Annotated in this window: 23 protein-coding genes; 15 read left to right on the top strand and 8 right to left on the bottom strand. The window is 63.0% G+C overall.

The features are described from left to right. Window positions 1–49 precede the first annotated feature (49 nt). Window positions 50–289, bottom strand: coding sequence for a hypothetical protein (locus tag C2I19_RS21705; RefSeq protein WP_146056763.1), 240 nt, complete (start codon window positions 287–289; stop codon window positions 50–52). Here C2I19_RS21705 and C2I19_RS08620 point away from each other — a divergent pair. The 8 genes from C2I19_RS08620 to C2I19_RS08585 all read left to right on the top strand — a co-directional run bounded on the left by C2I19_RS08620 (window position 288) and on the right by C2I19_RS08585 (window position 9,215). Continuing rightward, complete coding sequence (locus C2I19_RS08620; protein WP_103902300.1) at window positions 288–2,669, top strand: type IV pilus assembly protein FimV; 2,382 nt, start codon at window positions 288–290, stop codon at window positions 2,667–2,669. The two genes, C2I19_RS21705 and C2I19_RS08620, sit on opposite strands and share 2 nt — an antisense overlap. Window positions 2,670–2,829: 160 nt before the next feature. Then, entirely contained in the window at window positions 2,830–3,618 is a 789-nt protein-coding gene (gene truA, locus C2I19_RS08615; protein ID WP_103902299.1) for a tRNA pseudouridine(38-40) synthase TruA, read from the top strand. Between the two features lie 13 nt (window positions 3,619–3,631). Next, complete coding sequence (locus C2I19_RS08610; RefSeq protein ID WP_103902298.1) at window positions 3,632–4,252, top strand: phosphoribosylanthranilate isomerase; 621 nt, start codon at window positions 3,632–3,634, stop codon at window positions 4,250–4,252. After that, window positions 4,239–5,441 (top strand): tryptophan synthase subunit beta, encoded by a 1,203-nt coding sequence (gene trpB / locus C2I19_RS08605; protein WP_103902297.1) that lies wholly within the window; start codon window positions 4,239–4,241, stop codon window positions 5,439–5,441. Before C2I19_RS08610 ends, trpB begins: the two co-directional genes overlap by 14 nt. Window positions 5,442–5,452: 11 nt before the next feature. After that, a complete protein-coding gene (gene trpA / locus C2I19_RS08600; protein ID WP_103902296.1) occupies window positions 5,453–6,241 on the top strand; it encodes a tryptophan synthase subunit alpha in 789 nt (262 codons plus the stop codon). A gap of 73 nt (window positions 6,242–6,314) precedes the next feature. Further along, complete coding sequence (gene accD, locus C2I19_RS08595; protein WP_103902295.1) at window positions 6,315–7,184, top strand: acetyl-CoA carboxylase, carboxyltransferase subunit beta; 870 nt, start codon at window positions 6,315–6,317, stop codon at window positions 7,182–7,184. 407 nt (window positions 7,185–7,591) lie between these two features. Beyond that, complete coding sequence (gene rsgA, locus C2I19_RS08590; protein WP_103902294.1) at window positions 7,592–8,620, top strand: ribosome small subunit-dependent GTPase A; 1,029 nt, start codon at window positions 7,592–7,594, stop codon at window positions 8,618–8,620. Window positions 8,621–8,648: 28 nt separating this feature from the next. Continuing rightward, window positions 8,649–9,215, top strand: coding sequence for a GNAT family N-acetyltransferase (locus C2I19_RS08585; protein WP_103902293.1), 567 nt, complete (start codon window positions 8,649–8,651; stop codon window positions 9,213–9,215). 2 nt (window positions 9,216–9,217) lie between these two features. Here C2I19_RS08585 and C2I19_RS08580 read toward each other — a convergent pair whose 3' ends face one another. The 3 genes from C2I19_RS08580 to C2I19_RS21700 all read right to left on the bottom strand — a co-directional run bounded on the left by C2I19_RS08580 (window position 9,218) and on the right by C2I19_RS21700 (window position 12,107). Further along, window positions 9,218–10,207, bottom strand: a complete 990-nt coding sequence (locus tag C2I19_RS08580) for an LD-carboxypeptidase (protein ID WP_233201148.1) — start codon at window positions 10,205–10,207, stop codon at window positions 9,218–9,220. 193 nt (window positions 10,208–10,400) lie between these two features. Continuing rightward, window positions 10,401–11,780, bottom strand: coding sequence for a flagellar filament capping protein FliD (fliD, locus tag C2I19_RS08575; RefSeq protein WP_103902291.1), 1,380 nt, complete (start codon window positions 11,778–11,780; stop codon window positions 10,401–10,403). A gap of 81 nt (window positions 11,781–11,861) precedes the next feature. Beyond that, window positions 11,862–12,107 carry a hypothetical protein gene (locus C2I19_RS21700; RefSeq protein WP_146056762.1) on the bottom strand — a complete coding sequence of 82 codons (246 nt, stop codon included), beginning with the start codon at window positions 12,105–12,107 and terminating at the stop codon, window positions 11,862–11,864. On the opposite strand from C2I19_RS21700, the gene cysD reads away from it, so the two are divergent. The 3 genes from cysD (at window position 12,093) to C2I19_RS08560 (ending at window position 15,568) form a co-directional block, all read left to right on the top strand. Further along, window positions 12,093–13,019 (top strand): sulfate adenylyltransferase subunit CysD, encoded by a 927-nt coding sequence (cysD, locus tag C2I19_RS08570; protein ID WP_103902290.1) that lies wholly within the window; start codon window positions 12,093–12,095, stop codon window positions 13,017–13,019. The two genes, C2I19_RS21700 and cysD, sit on opposite strands and share 15 nt — an antisense overlap. Next, window positions 13,019–14,458, top strand: coding sequence for a sulfate adenylyltransferase subunit CysN (gene cysN, locus C2I19_RS08565; protein WP_103902289.1), 1,440 nt, complete (start codon window positions 13,019–13,021; stop codon window positions 14,456–14,458). Before cysD ends, cysN begins: the two co-directional genes overlap by 1 nt. Window positions 14,459–14,746: 288 nt before the next feature. Further along, on the top strand, window positions 14,747–15,568 hold the full coding sequence (locus C2I19_RS08560) for a CHAD domain-containing protein (RefSeq protein WP_158253664.1): 822 nt from the start codon (window positions 14,747–14,749) through the stop codon (window positions 15,566–15,568). Window positions 15,569–15,659: 91 nt separating this feature from the next. On the opposite strand, the gene C2I19_RS08555 is transcribed toward C2I19_RS08560, so the two are convergent. Further along, window positions 15,660–15,875 (bottom strand): hypothetical protein, encoded by a 216-nt coding sequence (locus tag C2I19_RS08555; RefSeq protein ID WP_103902287.1) that lies wholly within the window; start codon window positions 15,873–15,875, stop codon window positions 15,660–15,662. Between the two features lie 178 nt (window positions 15,876–16,053). Between C2I19_RS08555 and C2I19_RS08550 the strand changes: the two genes are divergently transcribed. The 4 genes from C2I19_RS08550 to C2I19_RS08535 all read left to right on the top strand — a co-directional run bounded on the left by C2I19_RS08550 (window position 16,054) and on the right by C2I19_RS08535 (window position 19,309). Continuing rightward, on the top strand, window positions 16,054–16,269 hold the full coding sequence (locus C2I19_RS08550; protein ID WP_103902286.1) for a sigma factor-like helix-turn-helix DNA-binding protein: 216 nt from the start codon (window positions 16,054–16,056) through the stop codon (window positions 16,267–16,269). Between the two features lie 119 nt (window positions 16,270–16,388). After that, window positions 16,389–17,747 (top strand): aspartate aminotransferase family protein, encoded by a 1,359-nt coding sequence (locus tag C2I19_RS08545; RefSeq protein WP_103902285.1) that lies wholly within the window; start codon window positions 16,389–16,391, stop codon window positions 17,745–17,747. A gap of 89 nt (window positions 17,748–17,836) precedes the next feature. Beyond that, window positions 17,837–18,730, top strand: coding sequence for a methionyl-tRNA formyltransferase (locus tag C2I19_RS08540; protein WP_158253663.1), 894 nt, complete (start codon window positions 17,837–17,839; stop codon window positions 18,728–18,730). Between the two features lie 222 nt (window positions 18,731–18,952). Continuing rightward, window positions 18,953–19,309 carry a hypothetical protein gene (locus C2I19_RS08535; RefSeq protein WP_146056761.1) on the top strand — a complete coding sequence of 119 codons (357 nt, stop codon included), beginning with the start codon at window positions 18,953–18,955 and terminating at the stop codon, window positions 19,307–19,309. Window positions 19,310–19,367: 58 nt separating this feature from the next. Here C2I19_RS08535 and C2I19_RS08530 read toward each other — a convergent pair whose 3' ends face one another. The 3 genes from C2I19_RS08530 to C2I19_RS08520 all read right to left on the bottom strand — a co-directional run. Beyond that, window positions 19,368–20,771, bottom strand: coding sequence for a PhoH family protein (locus C2I19_RS08530; RefSeq protein ID WP_103902315.1), 1,404 nt, complete (start codon window positions 20,769–20,771; stop codon window positions 19,368–19,370). Window positions 20,772–20,828: 57 nt separating this feature from the next. After that, a complete protein-coding gene (locus C2I19_RS08525; RefSeq protein WP_103902282.1) occupies window positions 20,829–21,281 on the bottom strand; it encodes a peroxiredoxin in 453 nt (150 codons plus the stop codon). Between the two features lie 71 nt (window positions 21,282–21,352). After that, the coding region (locus C2I19_RS08520) for a Smr/MutS family protein (protein WP_199181116.1) at window positions 21,353–21,941 on the bottom strand (589 nt) is incomplete at its 5' end.

Here is a 21,941-nt window from a genome sequence, read left to right as displayed (position 1 = left end):
TGCGGGACTGTCGGAATGGACTCGTGGGGCATCGGCGAGTCCTGGTGTTTCATTTCGGCCCGCCGGTTTTGCGATGTCGTTTTTTATGCCTATTTTTATTATTGATGCTTGAGTAATTCAATGTGCCGTCGGGATTGCCAATCGAAACGGCTATAAGGTTTAATTGCAGGCGATATTCGCCGCGGCGGGCGTAAAGTCCATCGCGGCGCAGGGGGCGGGTGGCGCGCGCTCGATCGGGAAATTGAAAGATAAAGGCTGGGACGTCCAAGATGGCTGCAAACTTACGCATGGCAAGTTTGGCTCTGCTGCTGGCAGGAATGGGAACTGGCGCCGCGGCATGGGCTGGCCTCGGCGCCATTCGCGTGTTGTCGGCGGATGGGGAGGCGTTCTCCGCAGAGATTCCGGTGGTCAACGAGGATATCCGGAATTTTGCCCAGGCGGATCTGGCCGACCGCAATAACTATCCCCTGTTGTCGCCTTATAGCGGATCGGCTTCCGCATTGAAGTTCACTTTGGTTAGGGATGCCGGCGGCCGTCTGCAGAAGGTGCAGGTCAGCGGGCCGGCCGCATTCAGCGAGCCCTTGCTGCGTTTCGCGGTTGAAATCGGATGGCCGGACGGCCGGCTGGTGCGCGAGTTCGAGGTCGATTACAAGCGGGATGGCCCGCGCCGCAAAGCCCCGCAACCGGAAGGCGACGATGGCAAGCGCCACGCGGCCACGCCGGATCAAGGCTCGCGGCTGGATGGATCCGGTCTGGGCGATTTGCGCGTCAGCTCGCGCCTGGGCGAGCCGCTGATGGCGGAGCTTCCCTTGCTGGGCGGCGCTTTCGACAAGGCCGAACAATTGCAGGTTTCCATCCTTGCCGACACCGCGCAGAGCGGACAGGTCAAGGAACAATTGCGCCAGGTGGCGTCCATTTCCCATCAGTTGGACCGCTCCATCGATGGCCGCCGCATGCTCTTGCTGGCGTCCTCCTTGCCTATCACCACGCCGCGGTTGGCGTTTCGCGTGGAAGTGGCAGCCGGCAACGTCAAGGCGCAAAAAAGCTATGTGTTGACGCTGGAGGGCGCCGTTGCGCCCTCTGTCGCTGCGGCGCCGGTATCGCAGCCCGCCCCTGCGGCGCGCGCGGATGAAGTGGGCAAATCCTACAAGGTGGCGCAGGGCGATACGTTGTCAGGCATCGCCGCGCGCATGCGCGGCCATGAACGGGGCGAGGATGTCGCGGCTCGCCTGTTGCATGACAATCCAGGCGCATTCATCGGCGGGAACGCCAACAAGCTGTTGGCTGGCGTCGATTTGCATTATCCGGCGAATTGGAAAATGCGGGAGCCGGCGCCGCGGCAGGACGCGGCCAAGCCCTCGGCCTCCGCGCCGGCATCGGACAAGGGCGGCATGGCCAAGCTGCTGGCCGATGGGCGGCAGGCGGATCTGGCAGGCAAGCAGCCCGCGCCGGCCAAGCCCGCGGCAAGCAGCGCGGCCAAACCAGCGGTCGCCGCGCAGCCGCCGCATCCGGCCTCGTCGCCTGCGGCCCTGGCGGCTGAGCGCAAGATGCGGGATACGCTGCAACAGCAGGACAAGGCGCTGAAGGAAACCGAACAGCGCACCCGCGCGTTGGAAGAGCAGATCCGCGTCATCCAGCAGGGCAAGGTCCAGGCCAAGCCGCAGGCGCAATCGTCGGCGCCGGTCGCCGCGAAAGTCCAGCCTGCCGCGGCGCCCGCGCCGCAGGCCGCATCGGCGGCTCAGTCCGGCGCGCGCGCGGAGCCGGCTCCGGCGCTGGCCAAGCCTCCGCACGAGTCCAAGGCCTTGGCTTCGATGTCGAATGCGATAGCCGCCGCCAATCAGCATATGCCGCAAGCGGCGCCAGTCACGCCCAAACCCAAGCCAGCGCCCGCGCAACCGGCGGCGATGCCGACGCCGAAGCCCGCGGCCGAAAGCGTCATGGATGACGCGATGGCCGTGCTGACCGACCACGATGTGGCGATGGCGCTGGGCGGGACGACGGCTGCGATAGGTTTGATCGCTTTGTTGCTGATGAGGCGCAAGCGGCTGCGCAAGGAGCAGGAGGCGCTGGCCGCGGACGAGGGCGGCGTGCCGACCAAGCCGGCGCTGGGTCCGCTGGCCAGTCTGATGAGCTCGCTGAAGAAGGAGGATGGCGGCATAGATCTGGGCACGGTGGATGTGATGGCGGAGGCCGAGGTCTATCTGGCTTACGGCCGCGGCGACCAGGCGGTGGTCATCCTGCGCGATGGCCTGGACAAGGAGCCGATGCGGCAGGATTTGCGCTTCAAATTGCTGGAAGTGCTGGCGGCCAAGCCGGACAAGGATGAATTCCTGCAGGAGGCGATGGCGGCCAAGGGCATGTTCAACAAGGACAGTACGATGTGGCAGCGCGTGAGCGAGCTGGGGCGGGCGACGGTTCCCGGCCATCCCTTGTTCGACGCGGCGCCGGCTCCCGCTGCCTCCTCGCGCCCCGGCGTGGGGGTGATGGAACCCATCGTGGCCGCCCGTGCGCCGGACGAGGCGGTGGAGGAGGCGGGCGCGGCTTATGCCGCCCCAGCCGCGCCTGAGGAGGTCGATCAGGAGAAAATGGAGCTGGCCAAGCTGTATATGGAAATGGGCGACAAGGAAACGGCGGAAACGCTGATACGCGAGGCGCAGCACGGCAGATAGGCGTTTGCGGCGCATCCGCATGAAGATGGCACCGGCCCGCAGGGCGGTGCCATTCGTTTTTCTGCGGCCTTGGGCGTGGCGCAAACCGGGCTGGATAGGATAAAGTGGGGGTTTTGCGGTCGCGTGAGCGCGTGGCCGCCGGATGAATGGATGAGTGGGTATGAGAATCGCGCTCGGCATCGAGTATGACGGTCGGGCGTTCGCCGGCTGGCAGAGTCAGCCGCACGGCAATACCGTACAGGATATTTTGAATCGGGCGCTGGGACAGATAGCCGGCAATCGCAGCGTGGCCACCCATGCGGCCGGCCGCACCGACGCCGGCGTGCATGCCGCGATGCAAGTGGCGCATTTCGACACCGAGGCCAGCCGCCCGTTGAACGCCTGGGTGCGCGGCGTGAACGCGCTGCTGCCGCCTGAGATCGCCGTGGTGTGGGCGCGCGAAGTCGAGACCGATTTTCATGCGCGCTTTTCCGCTTTTTCCCGCAGCTACAGCTATTTTCTGCTGACCCACCCGGTGCGTTCCTGTCTGCTGGCGGGCAAGGTGGGTTGGTATCATCAGGATTTGAACGTCGAGGCGATGCGCGAGGCGGCGGCGTGCCTGCTGGGCCGCCATGATTTTTCCAGTTTCCGCGCGTCCGAATGCCAGGCCAAATCGCCGGTCAAGGATTTGCAGCGGCTGGACATCGTGGAGGATGGCGGTTTGATCCGCTTCGATCTGACCGCGGATGCCTTTTTGCACCATATGGTGCGCAATCTGGTTGGCGCGCTGCTGTATGTCGGCAAGGGCGCGTTGGGCGCTGCCGGCATGCGGACGCTGCTGGACGCGAAAGACCGCACCAGCGCGCCGCCCACCTTCATGCCGGACGGGCTGTATCTGACCGGCGTCGGCTATCCGGAGTCGTTCGGCCTGCCCTCGCTTTGTGATGCGGGCCGTTTGCGGCTGCGCTGAGCGGAGAGTGCGAATGGTCAGGATCAAGATTTGCGGCATCACGCGGCCGGAGGACGGCGCGGAGGCTGCCAAGCTGGGCGCGGACGCCATCGGCCTGGTTTTTTACGACAAGAGCCCGCGCAATGTGTCCATCGCGCAGGCGCGCGCGGTGATCGCGGCCTTGCCGCCCTTCGTCACCGTGGTGGCCCTGTTCGTCAATCCGGCGCGCGAGTGGGTGGAGCAGGTGCTGGCGGGCTGCGCCATCGACGCGCTGCAGTTTCACGGCGAGGAGTGCGCGGAATTCTGCCGCGCGTTTGGCCGGCCGTATCTGAAGGCGGTGCGGGTGAAGCCCGGCGTCGATCTGCGGCAATTGGCCGCGGCTTATCCGGATGCGCGTGGCCTGTTGACCGATGCTTTTGTCGAAGGGGCGCACGGCGGCACCGGCGCGACGTTTGACTGGACGCTATTGCCCGAGAATCTGCCCTTGCCGTTGATTTTGTCCGGCGGCCTGGACGAACAGAACATAGTGGAAGCCGTGCGCCGGGTTAGGCCGGCGGCGGTGGACGTCTCCAGCGGAGTGGAGATGGCCAAAGGAATCAAAGACGCCGCCAGAATGGCGGCCTTCATATCAGGAGCAAGACATGGATCGGTATGATTTTCCCGATGCGCAGGGCCATTTTGGCCCTTACGGCGGCGTGTACGTCGCTGAAACCTTGATGGTGGCGCTGGACCAGTTGAAAGCAGAATACGCTCGCGTGAAGGCCGATCCGTCTTTCTGGCAAGAGTTTCATCATGAGCTCAAGCATTACGTGGGCCGCCCCAGCCCGGTTTACCACGCCAAGCGTTGGTCCGAGCAACTGGGCGGCGCGCAGATCTGGCTGAAGCGCGAAGATCTGAACCACACGGGCGCGCACAAGATCAACAACGCCATAGGCCAGGCCCTGCTGGCCCGCCGCATGGGCAAGAAACGCGTGATCGCCGAAACCGGCGCCGGCCAGCACGGCGTGGCAACCGCCACCGTGGCCGCGCGCTACGGCATGGAGTGCGTGGTTTACATGGGGGCGGAGGACGTCAAGCGCCAGTCGCCCAACGTGTTCCGCATGAAGCTGCTGGGCGCCACCGTGGTGCCGGTGGAGTCCGGCTCCAAGACGCTGAAGGACGCGCTGAACGAGGCGATGCGCGACTGGGTGACCAATGTCGACTCCACCTTCTACATCCTGGGCACGGCGGCCGGCCCGCATCCTTACCCGATGCTGGTGCGCGACTTCGTGTCGGTGATCGGCGAAGAAGCCAAGGTGCAGATGCCAGAGGTGATTGGCCGGCAGCCGGATGTGGTGGTGGCGTGCGTCGGCGGCGGCTCCAACGCCATAGGCATGTTCCATCCCTATATCGACGTGCCGGGCGTGCGCATGGTGGGCGTGGAGGCGGGCGGCCACGGCATTGAAAGCGGCAAGCATGCCGCGCCGATCACTGCAGGCGCCAAGGTGGGCGTGTTGCACGGTTCCAAGAGCTACCTGATGCAGGATGATGACGGCCAGATCATCGAGACCCATTCGGTTTCCGCCGGCCTGGATTACCCGGGCGTCGGTCCCGAGCATTGCCATCTGAAGGACATCGGCCGCGCCGAGTACGTGGCGATCAACGATGACGAGGCGCTGCGCGCCTTCCATGACTGCTGCCACCTGGAAGGCATCATCCCGGCCTTGGAATCCAGCCACGCGCTGGCCTGGGCGGCCAAGGTCGCGCCGACCATGGGCAAGGACCAGGTGATCCTGGTCAATCTGTCCGGCCGCGGCGACAAGGACATCAATACCGTGGCCGGTCTCTCCGGTATCACACTGTAAGGGGAAGCCGCATGTCACGCATAGAAAAACGCTTTGCCGAGCTGGCCGGCAAAAAGGCCCTGATCCCGTTCATCACGGCTGGAGACCCCAATCCCGGCATGACCGTGTCGCTGATGCACGGCCTGGTGGATGGCGGCGCCGACATCATCGAGCTGGGCGTGCCGTTTTCCGACCCCATGGCGGATGGCCCGGTGATCCAGCGCGCCTCCGAGCGCGCGCTGATCCACAAGGTGGGCTTGCGCCACGTGCTGGAAATGGTGGCCGAGTTTCGCCGGAACGACGACGTCACGCCTGTGGTGCTGATGGGTTATCTGAATCCCTTGTGCGCCATGGGCTATACCGAATTTGCCACGCGGGCCAAGGCTGCTGGCGTGGACGGCGCGCTGACGGTGGATTGCCCGCCGGAAGAGTCGGCCGAGCTGCAGGCCGCGCTGGACGCCGAGGGACTGGACACGGTATTCCTGATCGCGCCCACCACGCCGCCGTCGCGCGTGGCGGAAATCGCCAAATTGGCGCGCGGCTATGTCTATTATGTGTCCTTGAAGGGGGTGACCGGCGCCGGACATCTGGACATTGACGACGTAGCGCGTAAAATTGCTGCCCTTAGACAACAACTGCCGCTGCCGATAGGCGTGGGCTTCGGGATTCGCGACGCCGAAACCGCGAAGGCCATTTCGGCCACCGCCGATGCCGTGGTGGTAGGCAGCAGGCTGGTGCAGGAAATCGAGGCGGCGACACCCGAAACTGCCAGAGAGCAGTTAACACGTCTGGTGGCCGAATTGAAGGCCGCCATCCGCTAGAACACCGACGGGGGCGCCAAGCCCCCGTTCATGTGCCGGGAACTGTCCCGGCGCTTAGATTCAAGGAGTCAGCATGAGCTGGTTGAATAAGCTCCTCCCGCCGAAGATCAAGCGCGAAAATCGCGCCGACAAGCCTTCCGCGGTGCCCGAGGGGCTTTGGAGCAAGTGCCCGGAGTGCGAAGCAGTACTGTATTACACCGACCTGGAGAGCAATCTGCAGGTCTGCCCCAAGTGCGGCCACCATCATCCGCTGACGGCGCGCCAGCGCCTGAACCTGTTGCTGGATGAAGAGGGCCGCCGAGAAGTGGGCGAGGAAGTCCGCCCGGTGGACATCCTGAAGTTCAAGGACAGCAAGAAATACCCGGACCGTCTGAACGCGGCCAAGAGCGAAACCGGCGAGGAGGACGCGCTGGTGGTGATGCAAGGCAGCATACACTCGCTGCCGGCCGTGGTGGCCGCGTTTGAATTCAAGTTCATCGGCGGCTCCATGGGCTCGGTGGTGGGCGAGCGTTTCGTGCGCGGCGTGCGCGCGGCGGTGGAGGCCAAGGCGCCGTTCATTTGCGTGTCCGCATCCGGCGGCGCGCGCATGCAGGAAGGCCTGAACTCGCTGATGCAGATGGCTAAGACCAGCGCGGCCCTGCAGCTTTTGTCCGAGCACAAGCTGCCCTTCATCTCGGTGCTGACCGACCCGACCATGGGCGGCGTGTCGGCCTCGTTCGCCTTCCTCGGCGACGTGGTGATGGCGGAGCCCAAGGCGCGCATCGGCTTCGCCGGCGCCCGCGTGATCGAGCAGACCGTGCGCGAAACGCTGCCGGAAGGATTCCAGCGCGCCGAATTCCTATTGGAAAAAGGCGCGGTGGACATGGTGGTGGATAGGCGCGAGCTGAAGCGCAAGATCGCCGATCTGCTCGCCTTGTTGTTGAAGGAGCCTTCCGCGGTCTGACCGCCGGCTGAGTTTCAGCAGCCCGCAACCCGCCTGCTCTCGCGACAGGCGGGTTTTGTTTTGCGTGCAGTGGCGTGATTGCGAAAGTGGCATGCCAAATGATTTGTTTGTGGCATAATGACCGCCCCGATCAACCGCCGCAAGGAGAGAATAAGATGGATAGATTCGACATTCACGCGCAAGGGCAAATTGGCGTAGCGGTTTTCGGATGCGGCATCGTTTGAGCCGTTTCACCGGCTGATTTCTAGCCGCCTCCCGGCGGCCGTTCCCCGCTTGTTCCCTTCCACCGCATCCGCGCGGTGACATCCGCCTGCCTGGCAGGCTGGTTTCCTCATTCCTTTCCTGAAGCTCAATCAAGCCTGGCGCTGCCAGGCGGTGTCGGCTTGCGAGCGTTCGCAGGAGTTCTGATGCTGAATTTCGATTTCCCGCGTCTGGCCGCCATCGGCCTGACGCCGGCTTTGCTGCAACAAGCGCTGGTCTTGGCCGGCGATCAAGATAGACAACTGGCGCGCGTCTGCCGCGTGCAGCGCGACTGCGTTTGGGCGCATGACGGCGAGACAGAGTGGCAGGCGCAGGCCTTGCCGCAGGTTCATCGCGAACTAGCTGTGGGCGACTGGGCATTGTGCCAGCCTCAATCGGGCGGTCCGTGGCGGCTGACGGAGCGGCTGGAGCCGTTCAATCAGTTGGCGCGATTCAACGACGAAGGCGCACGGCAGGTTTACGCGTCCAATGTCGACACCGCCTTGCTGGTGATGGGGCTGGACGGCGATTACAACCCGCGCCGGCTGGAGCGCTATCTTGGCCTGGCCGCCGCCGCGGCTGGCGCGGCGCCGGTGGTGGTGCTGAGCAAGGCGGACCTGTGCGCCGATGCGGCAGACCGCGTGGCGGAACTGGAACACAGGCTGCGGCCGGCGCCGCCCATCCTGGCGCTGAACGGCAACGATCCCGCCTGCCGCGAGGCGCTGCAGCCCTGGCTTGGCGCGGGGCAGACCTTGGTGCTGCTGGGCTCTTCCGGCGCCGGCAAGTCCACGCTCAGCAATGCGCTGCTGGGCGCGGCGACTCAGGCCGTGGGCCAAGTGAGGGACGATGACAGCCGGGGCCGCCACACCACCACCTCGCGCACCTTGCTGTCATGCCCGGATGGCGCTTGCATCATCGATACGCCGGGCGTGCGCGGTTTGCAGGCGCTTTTGGACGAGCAGGCGCTGGCCGGCAGTTTCGCCGACATTGCGGCGCTGGCTTCCGATTGCCGTTTCCGCGATTGCCGCCATCGGGAGGAACCGGGTTGCGCGGTAAGGGCCGGCGTGGATCCGGACCGGTTGCGTAATTATCACAAGCTGTTACGCGAGGCCCAGCGGCTGGAGCAGACGCCTTTGCAGCGCCAGCAGCAGCGCGGGGAGTGGAAGGCGCGCAACAAGGCTGCACGGCGGCGCTGAACATGGGTTCGACAGTCATGAGGAAAGAATGAAGCGATTGGATATCGAAGGCATTGACAGCATCGTTCGCAGCGAGAGGCTGCGTTTGGAGCCGCTGCGACCGGAGCATGCGGAAGCGCTGTTCCCCATGTTTTGCCAGCCGCGCGTCTACGATTGGATCTCCTTGCGCGCGCCAGCTTCCGCGGACAGGCTAGCCGCACGCTGGCGGACCTTGGCGTTGGAGCGGACAGAGCCGCGGGCTGAGTATGGCTTCGGCTGGGCGGTCAGGCGCGAGCTGGACGGTGCCTGGCTGGGCAAGCTGGATGCCGATGTGCGGGCCGACGGCGTGGCCGGCAATGTGGGGTATCTATTCGATCCCGGCTATTGGGGGCAAGGCTATGCCAGCGAGGCTGTGTCGGCGCTGGCGCGCCACCTGGAACGGCATGGCGTGCATGAGCAATGGGCGACTGTCACTGTGGGCAACAAGGCGTCCATGCGCGTGCTGGGCCGAGCCGGTTTCATCCAGACCCGGGTGCTGAAGGGCAATGACACGATCCGGGGCGTCGCGATGGACGATGTGGAGTTCGTCAGGCGCGCCGCTGACGCGCCCGGCTAGGCTCAGGCAGGCACGGCGTCCAGCAGGGCTTGCGGCTGCAAGCCCAGCGGCGAAACGGTGGGATAGTCCAGGAATTGCAGCGTCAAGCCATCTCCATCGGATTGGAAGCGGGCGGGGAAGCCTAGCGGCATGGTGGTCTTGTTGGCGATATGGCCGAAGGGGAGGCCGGTGTATACCGGCACGCCGCTGATGCGGCGCAATTCCTCGACCACGGCGGCGAAGTCGTAGCGCGGATCGTAGAAGTCTACGTGGTTCTGCATGGCGAAGTCGCCCAGGAAAATGGCTTGCTGCTTTTGCAGCACGCCGGCCAGCCGCAACTGCTGCAGCATGCGTTCCAGCCGGTAGGGCTGCTCGCCCACATCCTCCAGGAAAAGCAGGCCGCCCTTGATGTCCGGCAGATATGGACTGCCCGCCAGGCTGGACAGCACGCTGAGATTGCCGCCCCAGAAAACGCCTTCGCCGCTGCCGCGCGGCGTTGGGCCTGCTACGCGCAGGCTGCGTCGCGGCGTGGTGACGGCGGCGATGAATTCGCTCATCGCGTAGGCGCTGGGGCGGGCGTTGCCGAAATCGCTCAGCATGGGGCCGGCGAAGCTGCCCGCGCCGCTTTTGGCCAAGAGGGCCAACTGGATGGAGCAGAAGTCGCTGTAGCCTATCAACAGGGTTTGGGATTCGCGCAGCCGCGCGCCCAGCCGCGCGAGGTCTAGTTGCGGCAGCAGGCGCATCGCGCCATAGCCGCCGCGCGCCGCCAGCACGATGGAGGGCAGCTCCTGCTGCGTCAGCAGCCGGTCAAGGTCGGCCTGCCGCTCGTCGTCGGTGCCGGCGAAGCGCAAATAGCTGCGCTCCAGCGCCGCCTTGTTTTCCAGCGTGAAACCCGCGCGCTCCAGCCTGGGAATGGCCAGTTGACGTTGCTTGGCCGGCACGATGCCGGAGCTGGCGGTCAGATAGAGGCGGGGGGAAGGGCGGGTCTGGACGGGCGGGATCGGCGAGGGCATGGTTTGACATCCTTGCAGGGCGGCGGCGCTGATGCTTAGGGCAAGTCCTTGCAACAGACGCCGGCGAGAGGGATCAACAGTTATTTTCATGTAAATGGGACGTGTGGCGGGGAGCGGAGTTCCATGGCGCCGGATCCCTAGCGCATGGGCAAAAGAAAAGCGGCCCTTGGGCCGCCCGGCAATTTGCCGCGTATCAGATCAGGTTGGCAAGGCTGTTGGACGACTGCTGCATTTGCGAGAGCATGCTATTCAATTGAGAGTACTGGGTCAGCAAGTTGGTTTGCTCGGTGTCCAGCGCGCTTTGCATCTGGCTTTGCCGGTCTTGTTCCGTGCTGATCAAGGCGTTCAGGTTGGTCTTGTCGCTGGCGATGAAGCCAGTCGTGCCTAGCAATCCATTGACGGTGGTATTGAACACGTTGCCTATCCCTGTGTTTTGCGCATTGCCGAACAAATTGGAGACTGCGGATGGATTATTGGTCAGCGCGGTGTTGAAGGCGTTCGAATCCAAGGTCAGCGTGCCATCCGCTTTCTGCGTAATGCCTACCTGAGCCAGATAGGCATAGCTGGTGCTGGGATCCACGCCAGGCACCGGTGTGCCCAGCATGGTGGCCAACTGTTCTTGCAAGCCGACCAAGTCGCTGCTGATCTCGTTATTGGTTGGCGCGCTGCCAACGGATGTTCGGCTTTGCACCGCGGACTGCGAGGTGGTGATGACTTGGTTGTAAGCGTTGATGAAGGTCTGCAGCGAGGAGGCTATGCCGCTATTGTCTTGCGCCATGGTGACTGTGGTTTGTCCAACTTTATTCAGTCCGACGGACACGCCGTTGATGACGTTGCTTACGGTGTTGCTGCTGGACGATACATTGACGCCATTGACACTGAGCAAGGCGTTCTGGGCATTGGCCGATTCGCTGGCGGCATTGCTGCTCTGCTGCAGCCCTGCCAGGGTATTGCCGGATGTATTGCCGCTGTCCGTGCCGCCGCTGGTGATGGAGAAAGCGTTGTCGGGGCCGGACTGGGCGGAATTCAATACCAAAGAGTAATTGTTGTTGTATTGCACCACCGAGGCAGCCACCCCTATGCCTGCCGCATTAATGCTGCTGGCAATGGATGCAAGAGAGGCGTTGGAGCCCAGGCTGACGGTGGAGCTTGTGCTGCCGATCTTGAAAGTCAATGCCGAGGGCGCGCCGGCCAGGGTGGCGTTCTGGTCGGTGATGGCTGCACCGGTGCTATCTTGGTCAAAGACTAATTGACGGGGTTTGGCCAATTGGCTGACATTCAGCACAAAAGTGCCGGCGATGCCGCCGCTCGAGGTGGAGGTGGTGGCAACCGTGGTGTCTGACGAAGTGGCCTTGAATTGCTGCAGAAACGAGCCAGTGGAAAGCGAGGTGGCGGCTGTTTGCAGGCTGGACAACGCCGAGCTGACTTGGCCCAGCGTGCTCAGTTCCGACTGATAGGTGGACTGCATCTGCTTGCTTTGATTCAGCGGCTGAGAATCGGCCGCGACCAACTGGCTGACGATGGACTGAACATCCAGCGGACCGACATTGGTGCTGATCGATGAAGCTGACATGTCATCATCTCCTGAAACCGACCTGAACTGCCATCAGGCGGCATGACAAAAATTTAGGGCTAATGAGCCGTCAAGCTGTCATCACGGTAGATCGTTTTTGTTTTGCAGGCGCAGAACCTGATGCTTTTCATTGTAACTATCGGCGCCGCCGCCGCCAACTTGAGGGTGTTGATGCAGTTTTTTTGCCTTCTCTTTATATCTTGATTTTGCTTTTTTATGATTTGCTAAGTGTATATGGATATATCCAATCGGTTTTGAACGCTCTGGAGCATTTCCGGTAGATTGGCTGCAACCATAGAACAGGCTGCAAGCATGGATATCGATCAAGCAAGATTGACTCACCTGCAACAACTGGAGGCTGAGTCCATCCACATCATCCGCGAGGTGGCGGCGGAGTTCGAGAACCCGGTGATGTTGTACTCCATCGGCAAAGATTCCGCGGTAATGCTGCATCTGGCGAAGAAGGCTTTCTACCCCGGCAAGCCGCCGTTTCCGCTGATGCACGTGGACACCACCTGGAAGTTCCGCGACATGATCGCGCTCCGGGACAAGCAGGCCAAGGAAAACGGCTGGGACCTGATCGTTCACGTCAACCAGAACGGCGTGGACGCCGGCATCAATCCATTCACCGCCGGCAGCGCCAAGCACACCGACGTGATGAAGACCGAGGGACTGAAGCAGGCACTGAACCAATACAAGTTCGACGCGGCCTTCGGCGGCGCTCGCCGCGACGAGGAAAAGAGCCGCGCGAAGGAGCGCGTCTATTCCTTCCGCGACAAGAACCACCGCTGGGACCCGAAGAACCAGCGGCCCGAGTTGTGGAATCTCTACAACGGCAAGATAGACAAGGGCGAGAGCATACGGGTGTTCCCGCTGTCCAACTGGACCGAGCTGGATATCTGGCAATACATCTATCTGGAAAACATTGAGATCGTGCCGCTGTATTTCGCCGCAGAGCGTCCAGTGGTGGCGCGCGACGGCATGCTGATCATGATAGACGATGAGCGCATCCTGCAGTATCTGACGCCGGAGGAGAAGGCGAGCATAGAAACGCGCAAGGTGCGTTTCCGCACGCTGGGCTGTTATCCCTTGACCGGCGCGGTGGAGTCGGAAGCGGCTACGCTGCCGGAGATCATCCAGGAAATGCTGCTGACCAAGACCTCCGAGCGGCAGGGGCGGTTGATCGACCACGATAGCGCCGGCTCGATGGAAAAGAAGAAAATGGAAGGGTATTTCTGATGTCGCACCAATCCGAACTGATATCCGGGGATATCCTGGAATACCTGAAGCAGCATGAGAACAAGGACTTGCTGCGCTTTATCACCTGTGGCAGCGTGGATGACGGCAAGTCCACGCTGATCGGCCGGCTGCTGCACGACTCCAAGCTGATCTTCGAGGATCAGCTGGCGGCGATAGAGAGGGACTCGAAAAAGTACAACACCACGGACCAGGAGATTGACCTGGCGCTGCTGGTGGATGGCCTGCAGGCCGAACGCGAGCAGGGCATCACCATCGATGTGGCCTACCGCTATTTCAGCACGGACAAGCGCAAATTCATCATCGCCGACTGCCCAGGCCATGAGCAGTACACCCGCAACATGGCCACCGGCGCGTCCACCAGCAATCTTGCCATCATCCTGATAGACGCGCGGCGTGGCGTGCAAACACAGACTCGTCGCCACAGCTACATCGTCAGCCTGCTGGGCATCCGCCACGTCATCGTCGCGGTCAACAAGATGGACTTGGTGGACTACAGCGAAGATGTGTACAACCGCATCCGAGACGAATACCTGACTTTCGCCGAACACCTGGACATCCCTGACATCCATTTCGTGCCGATTTCCGCCTTGCGCGGCGACAATGTGGTGAGCCGCAGCGAGGCTGCGCCTTGGTATCAGGGCGCAACGCTTATGCATCTGCTGGAGAGCATTCAGATCAGTCACGACGCGGGTTTGGGCGCGTTTCGTCTGCCGGTGCAATACGTGAATCGCCCCAATCTGGATTTCCGAGGCTTCTGCGGCACCATCGCCAGCGGCGCCGTGCATCCGGGAGACCTGGTGGTGGCGCTGCCGTCCGGCAAGCAGAGCCGAGTTAAGGATATTGTCACTTTTGATGGCAATCTGCCGCGGGCCTCCGTCGGTCAGGCGGTGACGTTGACGCTGGAGGACGAGATCGATATCTCTCGCGGCGACATGCTGGTGCGAGCTGACGAGGCGCGTCCGCACGTGTCGCGCAGCTTCGACGCCGACCTGGTGGCGATGAGCGACGCGCCGCTGCGTCCGGGCAAGGAGTATGGTTTCAAGCTTGGCGGCAAGTATGTGACGGGTCGCATAGAGACCATCCTGCACCGCACCGATGTCAATACGCTGCAAAACAGCGCGGCGGACGCGCTGAGCTTGAACGAGATAGGTTTGTGCCGCATCGTCTTGAACAGCCCGGCGGTGTTTGATCCATACCGCGAGTGCCGCGGCAGCGGCAGCCTGATCGTTATCGATAGACTGAACAACGGCACGGTGGCCGCCGGCATGATCCGCTCGCACAACGACGACGCCGGCGTGGTCGAACTATCGCAATGGCAGTTATTCGAGCAAGAACTGGATCTGCTGCTGCAGAAGCGCTTCCCGCAGATGAGCCGCGCCGAACTCGCGAGCAAGCTGCTGGAGTCTGATCGCGGATAGTACGTTGCGCTCGCACGCTTCCCGCCAGGGTCCGCCGACGTGCGTCGGCGGACCCGTTTTTCATTTTGGCATCCAGTTCCGCCGCTTTGATTTCATATGGCTCGCGGATCGGCCAGGCCCTGCCGCGCTTGCCATGTTTGGGCGTGCGCGCTCATGATGAAGGGTGGGGTCGCGAGGGGAGGGATTATGCCGTCGCTATTTTCCAGGGGCGCGCTGCCTAGCGCGTCGCGCGCGCATTTGCCGATCTTGCGCGCCGAAATGACGCCGCGGCGCGCTTTGCGCCGCGTAATGCTGGAAAGTTTGCGCCATCTATCGGCCAATGTGTCCGGTGTGCTGGTGGGAGACGATCCAGAGTGCGTGCATCAGGCTAGGGTGGCGCTGAGGCGGCTCAGGGCGGCCGGTCAAGCTTTTCGTCCATTGATCAGAGGAAAAGGTTGGCGATCCGTCATGGCGGAGGCGCGGCGCTTGGCGAGCGTGCTTGGACAGCTGCGCGATCTGGACGTATTGCTGCTGGAAACCTTGCCGCAGACTGGGCTGGCGGATAATGGCAATCGCAAGGCGGCATCGCTGCGTCGGGAACTGGAGCGCTTGCGCGAGTCAGCTCGGGCGCAAGCCAGGGCGGCTTTGTGCTCTCCCGCGTTTGCCGCGTGGTGCCTGTCCTTGCTGGAGAGGATGAACCAGCCTAGCAAGGCGCGGGACGGCGAGCTGGGCAGGCGCTCGGGATTCGCCGCGCGATCATTGAGCCGCAGCTGGAGAGGGGTGGGCGGCTTGGCGGAACGGTGGAATGAGCTGGATGCGGATGAAAGGCACGAGCTGCGCAAGCGCGCGAAAAAGCTGCGCTATTCCGTGGAGTTTTTCAGCAGCCTCTATCCGCGCAAGCAGGTGCGGCGCTACCTGGCGCCTTTGCTGCAGGCGCAGCAGATGCTGGGAGAGATCAACGATAGCCGCGCGGCGTCGGTCCTGTTGCGGCGTTGCTCGGAAAATCGCCCAGGATTGGCAGCGGAGGCGGAGAGGCTCTGTCGCGAGCTGGCGCGGCAAGGCCCGTTTGATGGCGCCGGGATGGCAGGCGCCCTGCAGGCTTTGCGCGAGGCGCATCCCTTCTGGCGCTAGGCGGAGCCGACTGCAAGCCGTAGGCGCCTTCTGATATTGGCCGCGAGTGCATGAGCTTGCTGCGCGACTGCCGCCCGGATTGGCGGGAGAGTCAGATATCCCGGCCTTTTTCGCGCAGCCTTTGCGCCAGCATCTCGTAATCCTGATCCATGGCGTTGCGATCGCGTTTGCAGCGCATGCAATGAAAAACCAGATCATGCGCTTTGAGGTGCTGTTCGATTCGGCCTACTGTGCTGCTCAACGCGATCTTGCTATGGCATTTGGGGCAGGAGAAGGTGTATGACAGTTTTTCGTCATCGCTGATCATGTCCGCTCCTAAGGAAAAATCATTTTCATTCTAGCGCAGGCGGGACTTTGCCAGCGCATGCGCTGTCGCCATTCCTGCGGGTTTGCGCAAGATGGCCGCTAGCATCTATGCTGGAGAAGCAGGGCATGTTTTGCTTGCCGGCTGAAGCCGGGGACCGAGAAGAGATGGGGAGGCATGCATGAAGCTAGACGATTTCAATGTGGTGGCCGATCTGATCGGCATGAAAAAGCGCTCGCGCGAAGCCGTGTGGCTGATGGAGGTGGAGGGCATGACCGGGTATTTCGCCGCCCAGCAAATGGACATCAGCGAGTCGACCGTGTCCCGCGCGCACGCGCGGTTTCGCCGCGCCCTCACACAACTGAACACGCTGTCCGGGCATTTGCCCTTGCGCTGATTTCTCGTTCATTGCAGTGAATTGGCCCGAGGCGCACGCGCGCTTCGGGCCTTTTGTCATTTGCCGGCGCGTTTTGGCATACTGGGTATTCCATACTTCCTGGCGAGGCGTTCATAGCGATGCGGCATGGCATTGATCTCAATAGGGCGCGAGAACTGCATGAGCGGGAGAAGCGCGATTTCCTGGCCGCGCGCCCGCGGGCGAGGGCCCTGTCGGAACAAGCCGCCTCCCGGCTGCTGTTCGGCGTGCCGCTGCACTGGATGAGCGACTGGCCGACGCCTAGCCCCTTGTTTGTGGCGGAGGCGCGCGGCGCCGAACTGGTCGATGTCGATGGCCATCGCTATGCGGACTTCTGCCTGGGCGACACCGGCGCGATGTTCGGCCACTCGCCGGTGCCGGTGGCTGAGGCCATCGCCCGCGAAGCGGCCAGGGGCATGACGACCATGCTGCCAGGCGAGGATGCGCTATGGGTGGCGGAAGAGCTGGCGCGGCGCTTTGGTCTGCCGGTGTGGCAGTTCGCGCTGTCGGCAAGCGACGCCAATCGCTTCGCCATACGCTGGGCGCGCGCGGCGACGGGGCGGGACCGGATCGTGGTGTTCAATGGCTGCTACCATGGCACGGTAGATGATGTGTTCGTCGATCTGGAGGATGGGGAGGCCAGGCAGCGGGCCAGCCTGCTGGGCCAGATTTACGATCTGACTGAACACACCCTGGTGGTGGAGTTCAACGATTTGGCCGCGCTCGACGAGGCGCTCGCCGATGGCCGCGTCGCCTGCGTGCTGGCCGAGCCGGCTATGACCAATATCGGCATGGTGCTGCCCGAGCGAGGCTACTGGGAGGAGGCGCAAGCCCTCATCCGCCGGCATGGCAGCCTGTTGCTGCTGGATGAAACCCATACCATCAGCTGCGGTCCCGGCGGTTACGCCGCCGCGCATGGCTTGCGGCCGGACATGCTGGTGCTGGGCAAGCCGCTGGCTGGCGGGCTGCCCGCGGCCGCCTATGGCTTCAGCGCCGAGCTGGCGGAGAGCGCGCAGCAGGCCAAGCGCGCCGCGCCGCCGGGGCATTCCGGCATAGGCACGACGCTCAGCGCCAACCGCCTGGCCTGCGCGGCGATGCGTGCCACTCTGACCGAGGTGATGACTGAGGGTAACTACCAAATCATGTTGGACCGCGCAGCCGAGCTGGAGCGAGGCCTGCGCGAGTTGTTCGTCCGTCATGGCCTATCCTGGTGCGTGACGCGCTTAGGCGCGCGCTGCGAATTCCAGTTTACGCCGCAACTACCGCGCAACGGCAGCGAGGCCAAGGCCGGGCAGGACGCGGAGCTGGAGCAATGCATCCATCTGTTTCTGCTGAATCGCGGGCTATTGATCACGCCGTTCCACAATATGCTGCTGCTCAGCCCGCAAACTGCCGAGCAGGATGTGGCGAGATTGCTGGCGACGTTTGCGGATTGGTTGGACGCGGCGCGCGCAGCGTAATTTGTAGCGTGGGTGCGGGCTTCTGTTAATTTGCGTGTCATCCAGTCGGGCTTGCGGAAAGCCGGTGGTATAACCATGCCATGAGGGGGATGTCCCCGCTTGCCTTCTTAAAAGTGGATGCCATGCGCTTCGCCATCACCCTGTCCGACCGCTTCAAGCCGGTGCTGGATGTATTCATGCAGGCCGGCTGGGAGCCTTTGAAGATGTTTTGCACGCCGGTGGATCACAAGATGCACCATCATAAGGCCTCGGTCGCGTTCGCCGAGCAGCGCAAACTGCCGCTGCAGTTGTCGCCCATGCGTCCGCACGATCTGGAAGAGCTGGCCGACATGGGCTGCGAGGCGCTGTTGGTGGCCAGCTACAATTGGCGCATTCCGGATTGGACGCCGCATCTGAAGTACGCCGTCAATTTCCATCCCTCGCCGCTGCCGTTGGGGCGGGGGCCGTACCCGCAGGTGCGGGCCTTGCTGGAAGGGCGCCGAGAGTGGGGGGTGAGCTGCCATAAAGTGGGGCCGGAATTCGATACCGGAGATATCCTGGCGCAGGAGATTTTTCCCCTGGGCGAGGCAGACAGCCATCAAATGCTGGATTTCAAGCTGCAGCTGGCGCTGCATAGGCTTAGCCATCAGGTGGCCAATCAATTCCAGCGGCTGTGGGGCGAAGCCTGGCCGCAAGGCGAAGGCGGCAGTTACTGGCCTTTGTGGACGGATCAGGACCGGGTGCTGGACTTCAAGCGGACTACGGCCGAGCTGTTGCGACAGCTCCGAGCTTTCGGCGATTTCGAATGCGCGGCGACCATCAACAACGTCACTATCTTCATCCATCGCGCCGAAGGCTGGGTGGAGTCGCATGGCTTCGCCGCGGGAGCGGTGATTTATTCGCAGTCCGAACAATTGCTGGTGGCCACGGCCGACGGCATGCTGCTGATCAGCGAGTGGAGCCTTTACGGTCCGGACGCCGTGACGGGCAGGGGCCGTCGCTGATAGCAATATTCCATTATCGTTTTTGTTGCATGAGTGCCGCGCTCTTGTCCTGGCGGGCTTGGTCAATTTGACCCGCAGGCGAAGTTGTTAAAGAATGTTCGCGGCGGCAAGTGCTTGTCGCAAAAGAAGGAAGCCGGCGCGTGGCCGGTTTTGCATCGCCGTTCGGACGCATTCCGGCGGCGATTGTTGTTTTGAGGATGCGCGGCTGTCGGTATTGGGAATATGTTCAGGATTGTGGTGGGCGCGGCATGTGTTTTAGGCATGCTGGCCGGAGAGTGCCAGGGCGGCGTGCCGCGATGGTATGCGGAAAGCTCCGCGGCGGCGGTGCGTCAGGCCTGCCCTGAGGCGGGGGCATGCGCCGATGAGGCCCGGCAGGGGGGGCGGCAGGAGGCTTCGGCCGCCGCCGGCGAGAATATGGCGCAGCTGAGGGAGGCGGGCGAACTGATGTCGCGCAGCGAAAAAATGCGCGACGCCAAACAGTGGTTCGCGCTGGACTTGCTGCTGCTGGGTGTGGGCGTACTGTGCCTGATTGCGTATTGCCGACGTTTGCTCGGGCCGGAAGACGACGAGCTGTGCTGAGCGGGAAAGCGAATAACGGCGCCATCGTTCAAGATGGCGCCGTTATTCTTGGCGCGGTTTACAGCACCTCGCCGGCGTAGTCGGCCAGGCGCGAGCGCTCGCCGCGCTGCAGCGTGATGTGGGCCGAGTGGTCCCAGCCCTTGAAGCGGTCCACCACATAGGTCAGGCCGGAACTGCCCTCCGTCAAATAGGGGGTGTCGATCTGGCTGACATTGCCCAGGCAGACTACCTTGGTGCCGGGGCCGGCGCGGGTGATCAGCGTTTTCATCTGCTTGGGCGTCAGGTTTTGCGCCTCGTCTATGATCAGGTATTTGTTGAGGAAAGTGCGGCCGCGCATGAAGTTCAGGCTTTTCACCTTGATGCGGCTGCGGATCAGGTCGCGCGTCGCGGCGCGGCCCCAGTCGCCGCCGTCATCGTCGCTCTTGTTCAGCACGTCGAGGTTGTCTTCCAGCGCGCCCATCCACGGCGCCATTTTCTCTTCCTCGGTGCCGGGCAGGAAGCCGATGTCCTCGCCCACCGGCACGGTGACGCGGGTCATGATGATTTCGCTGTAGATCTTCTGCTCCAGCGTCATCGCCAAACCCGCCGCCAGCGTGAGCAGCGTCTTGCCGGTGCCGGCCTGGCCTAGCAGCGAGACGAAGTCCACGTTCGGGTCCATCAGCATGTTCAGCGCGAAATTCTGTTCGCGGTTGCGGGCGATGATGCCCCAGACATTGTTCTTGCTGTGGCTGTAATCTTTCAGCGTCTCCAGCACCGCGCTCTTGCCTTCCAGCTTGATCACGCGGGCTTGGAACGGTTTCTCCCCCTCCTGCCATAGCAGCTGGTTGACGTAGAGGCTGGCCACGTCGGGGCCTGCCAGCTGGTAATAGCTGCGGCCATGCTCCTGCCAGGACTGGATGTCCTTGCCGTTGCGTTCCCAGAACGCCTGATCGATCTCGCGGGTGCCGGTGTACAGCAGGTCGGTGTCTTCCAGCACCTTGTCGTTGAAGTAGTCTTCCGCCTCCAGACCCAGCGCGCGGGCCTTGATCCGCATATTGATGTCTTTGGACACCAGAATGACGGCGCGCTCCTGATGGAGATTTTTAAGCGCCATCACGATGCCGAGAATTTGGTTGTCGGCTTTGCCGACGGGTAGAGAGGAGGGGAGAGCGCCATTGATGGCTTGGGTCTGCAGGATCAGTTTGCCGCTGGCGGCGTCGCGGCTGGCGTTCTTCAGGGGAATGCCTTCGGCAATGTTCAACTCATTGCCGCTGATGATATCGTCGAGGAAGCGACTGGCCTGGCGGGCGTTGCGCGCCACCTCGGACATGCCCTTCTTGTGGGTGTCCAGTTCTTCCAGCGTGATGATGGGGATGAACACATCGTGTTCTTCGAAGCGGTATAGACAGGTGGGGTCGTGCAGAAGAACGTTGGTGTCCAGGACAAACAGTTTGCACGAATTGGTCTTTTTGCGGCCGGCCATGATGTGGTCCCCTTGTTCATGTCGCTGCCCGGCCGGCTGGCCGGGCGGATACAACCGTTACAGCGTTTTGACGTACGCCAGCACCTCCTCAGCGTGGCCGGGCACTTTGACGCCTCGCCATTCGCGCGCCACCTCGCCATTCTTGCCGATGACGAAGGTGCTGCGCTCGATGCCGCGCACCTGTTTGCCGTACATGTTTTTCATCTTGATGACGCCAAACAGATTGCAGGCGGTTTCCTCGCCGTCGGACAGCAGTTCGAACGGCAGCTCCAGCTTGGCCTTGAAGTTGTGATGGGACTTCAGGCTGTCGCGGGAAATGCCGACGATTTCCGCGTCCAGCGCGGCGAACTCGGCGTGCAGATCGCGGAAGGCCATGCTTTCGTTGGTGCAGCCGGGCGTGTTGTCTTTGGGGTAAAAGTAGATCACCAGCGGTTTTCGGCTGGAGGAAAGCTGAAAGTCGGCGCCGGCGGTGCCGGGCAGGGTGAAGTCGGGGCAGGGTGTGCCTGTCATGCATAACTCCTGGTAGTGTGCAGGGGTCCGCCTTGGTTTGAGCTTAGCGGATTCGCCTTGCGGTTGTCACGTTATCCTTCATCGCGGATTTCGCCGGGCGCGGGACGGCGCAGCAGCACCAGCAGGGAACCTGAGCCGCCGCCGGCTTCCGCCTCGCAAAAGGCCAGCACGTCCGGGTGGTGCTGCAGCCAGCTGCGCACCAGCTTTTTCAGCACAGGTTCGCCTTGCGGCGAGCCGAAGCCCTTGCCGTGGATGACCTTGACGCATTGCCCGCGGGAACGGGCGCGGTGGATGAACAGGGCCAGCGCGTCTTGCGCCTGGTGGCGGCTGTAACCGTGCAGGTCCAGCTGCGCGCAGACAGGCCAGTTGCCCTGGCGCAGCCGTTTCAGCGTGGCCGCGGGCATGCCGGGGCGAGAGAACTGCTGCAATTGCTCCATCGGTTCGAACCAGCCTATCTGGTGCTGCAGGATTTCCTGGCAGGCGGCCGTGTGCAGCGCCGGGCCCTGGCTGGGCTTGCGCGGGCGGGGCTTGGGCTTGGGGGGCTCGTGGTGGTGCTTGCTGTCGGTCTTCAGCGGCTTGGCATCGCGGAACAGCTGGCGGAAGTCTGGCTCAGCAGGCGCCGAGGGCTGCGGCGCGGCCGCCCGCTGAGGGGCGGCCTGG

Source organism: Chromobacterium alticapitis (assembly GCF_002924365.1).
Classification (GTDB): domain Bacteria; phylum Pseudomonadota; class Gammaproteobacteria; order Burkholderiales; family Chromobacteriaceae; genus Chromobacterium; species Chromobacterium alticapitis.
Note: the sequence above shows the minus strand (reverse complement) of the source record. Positions and strands in the feature narration are given on the sequence as shown.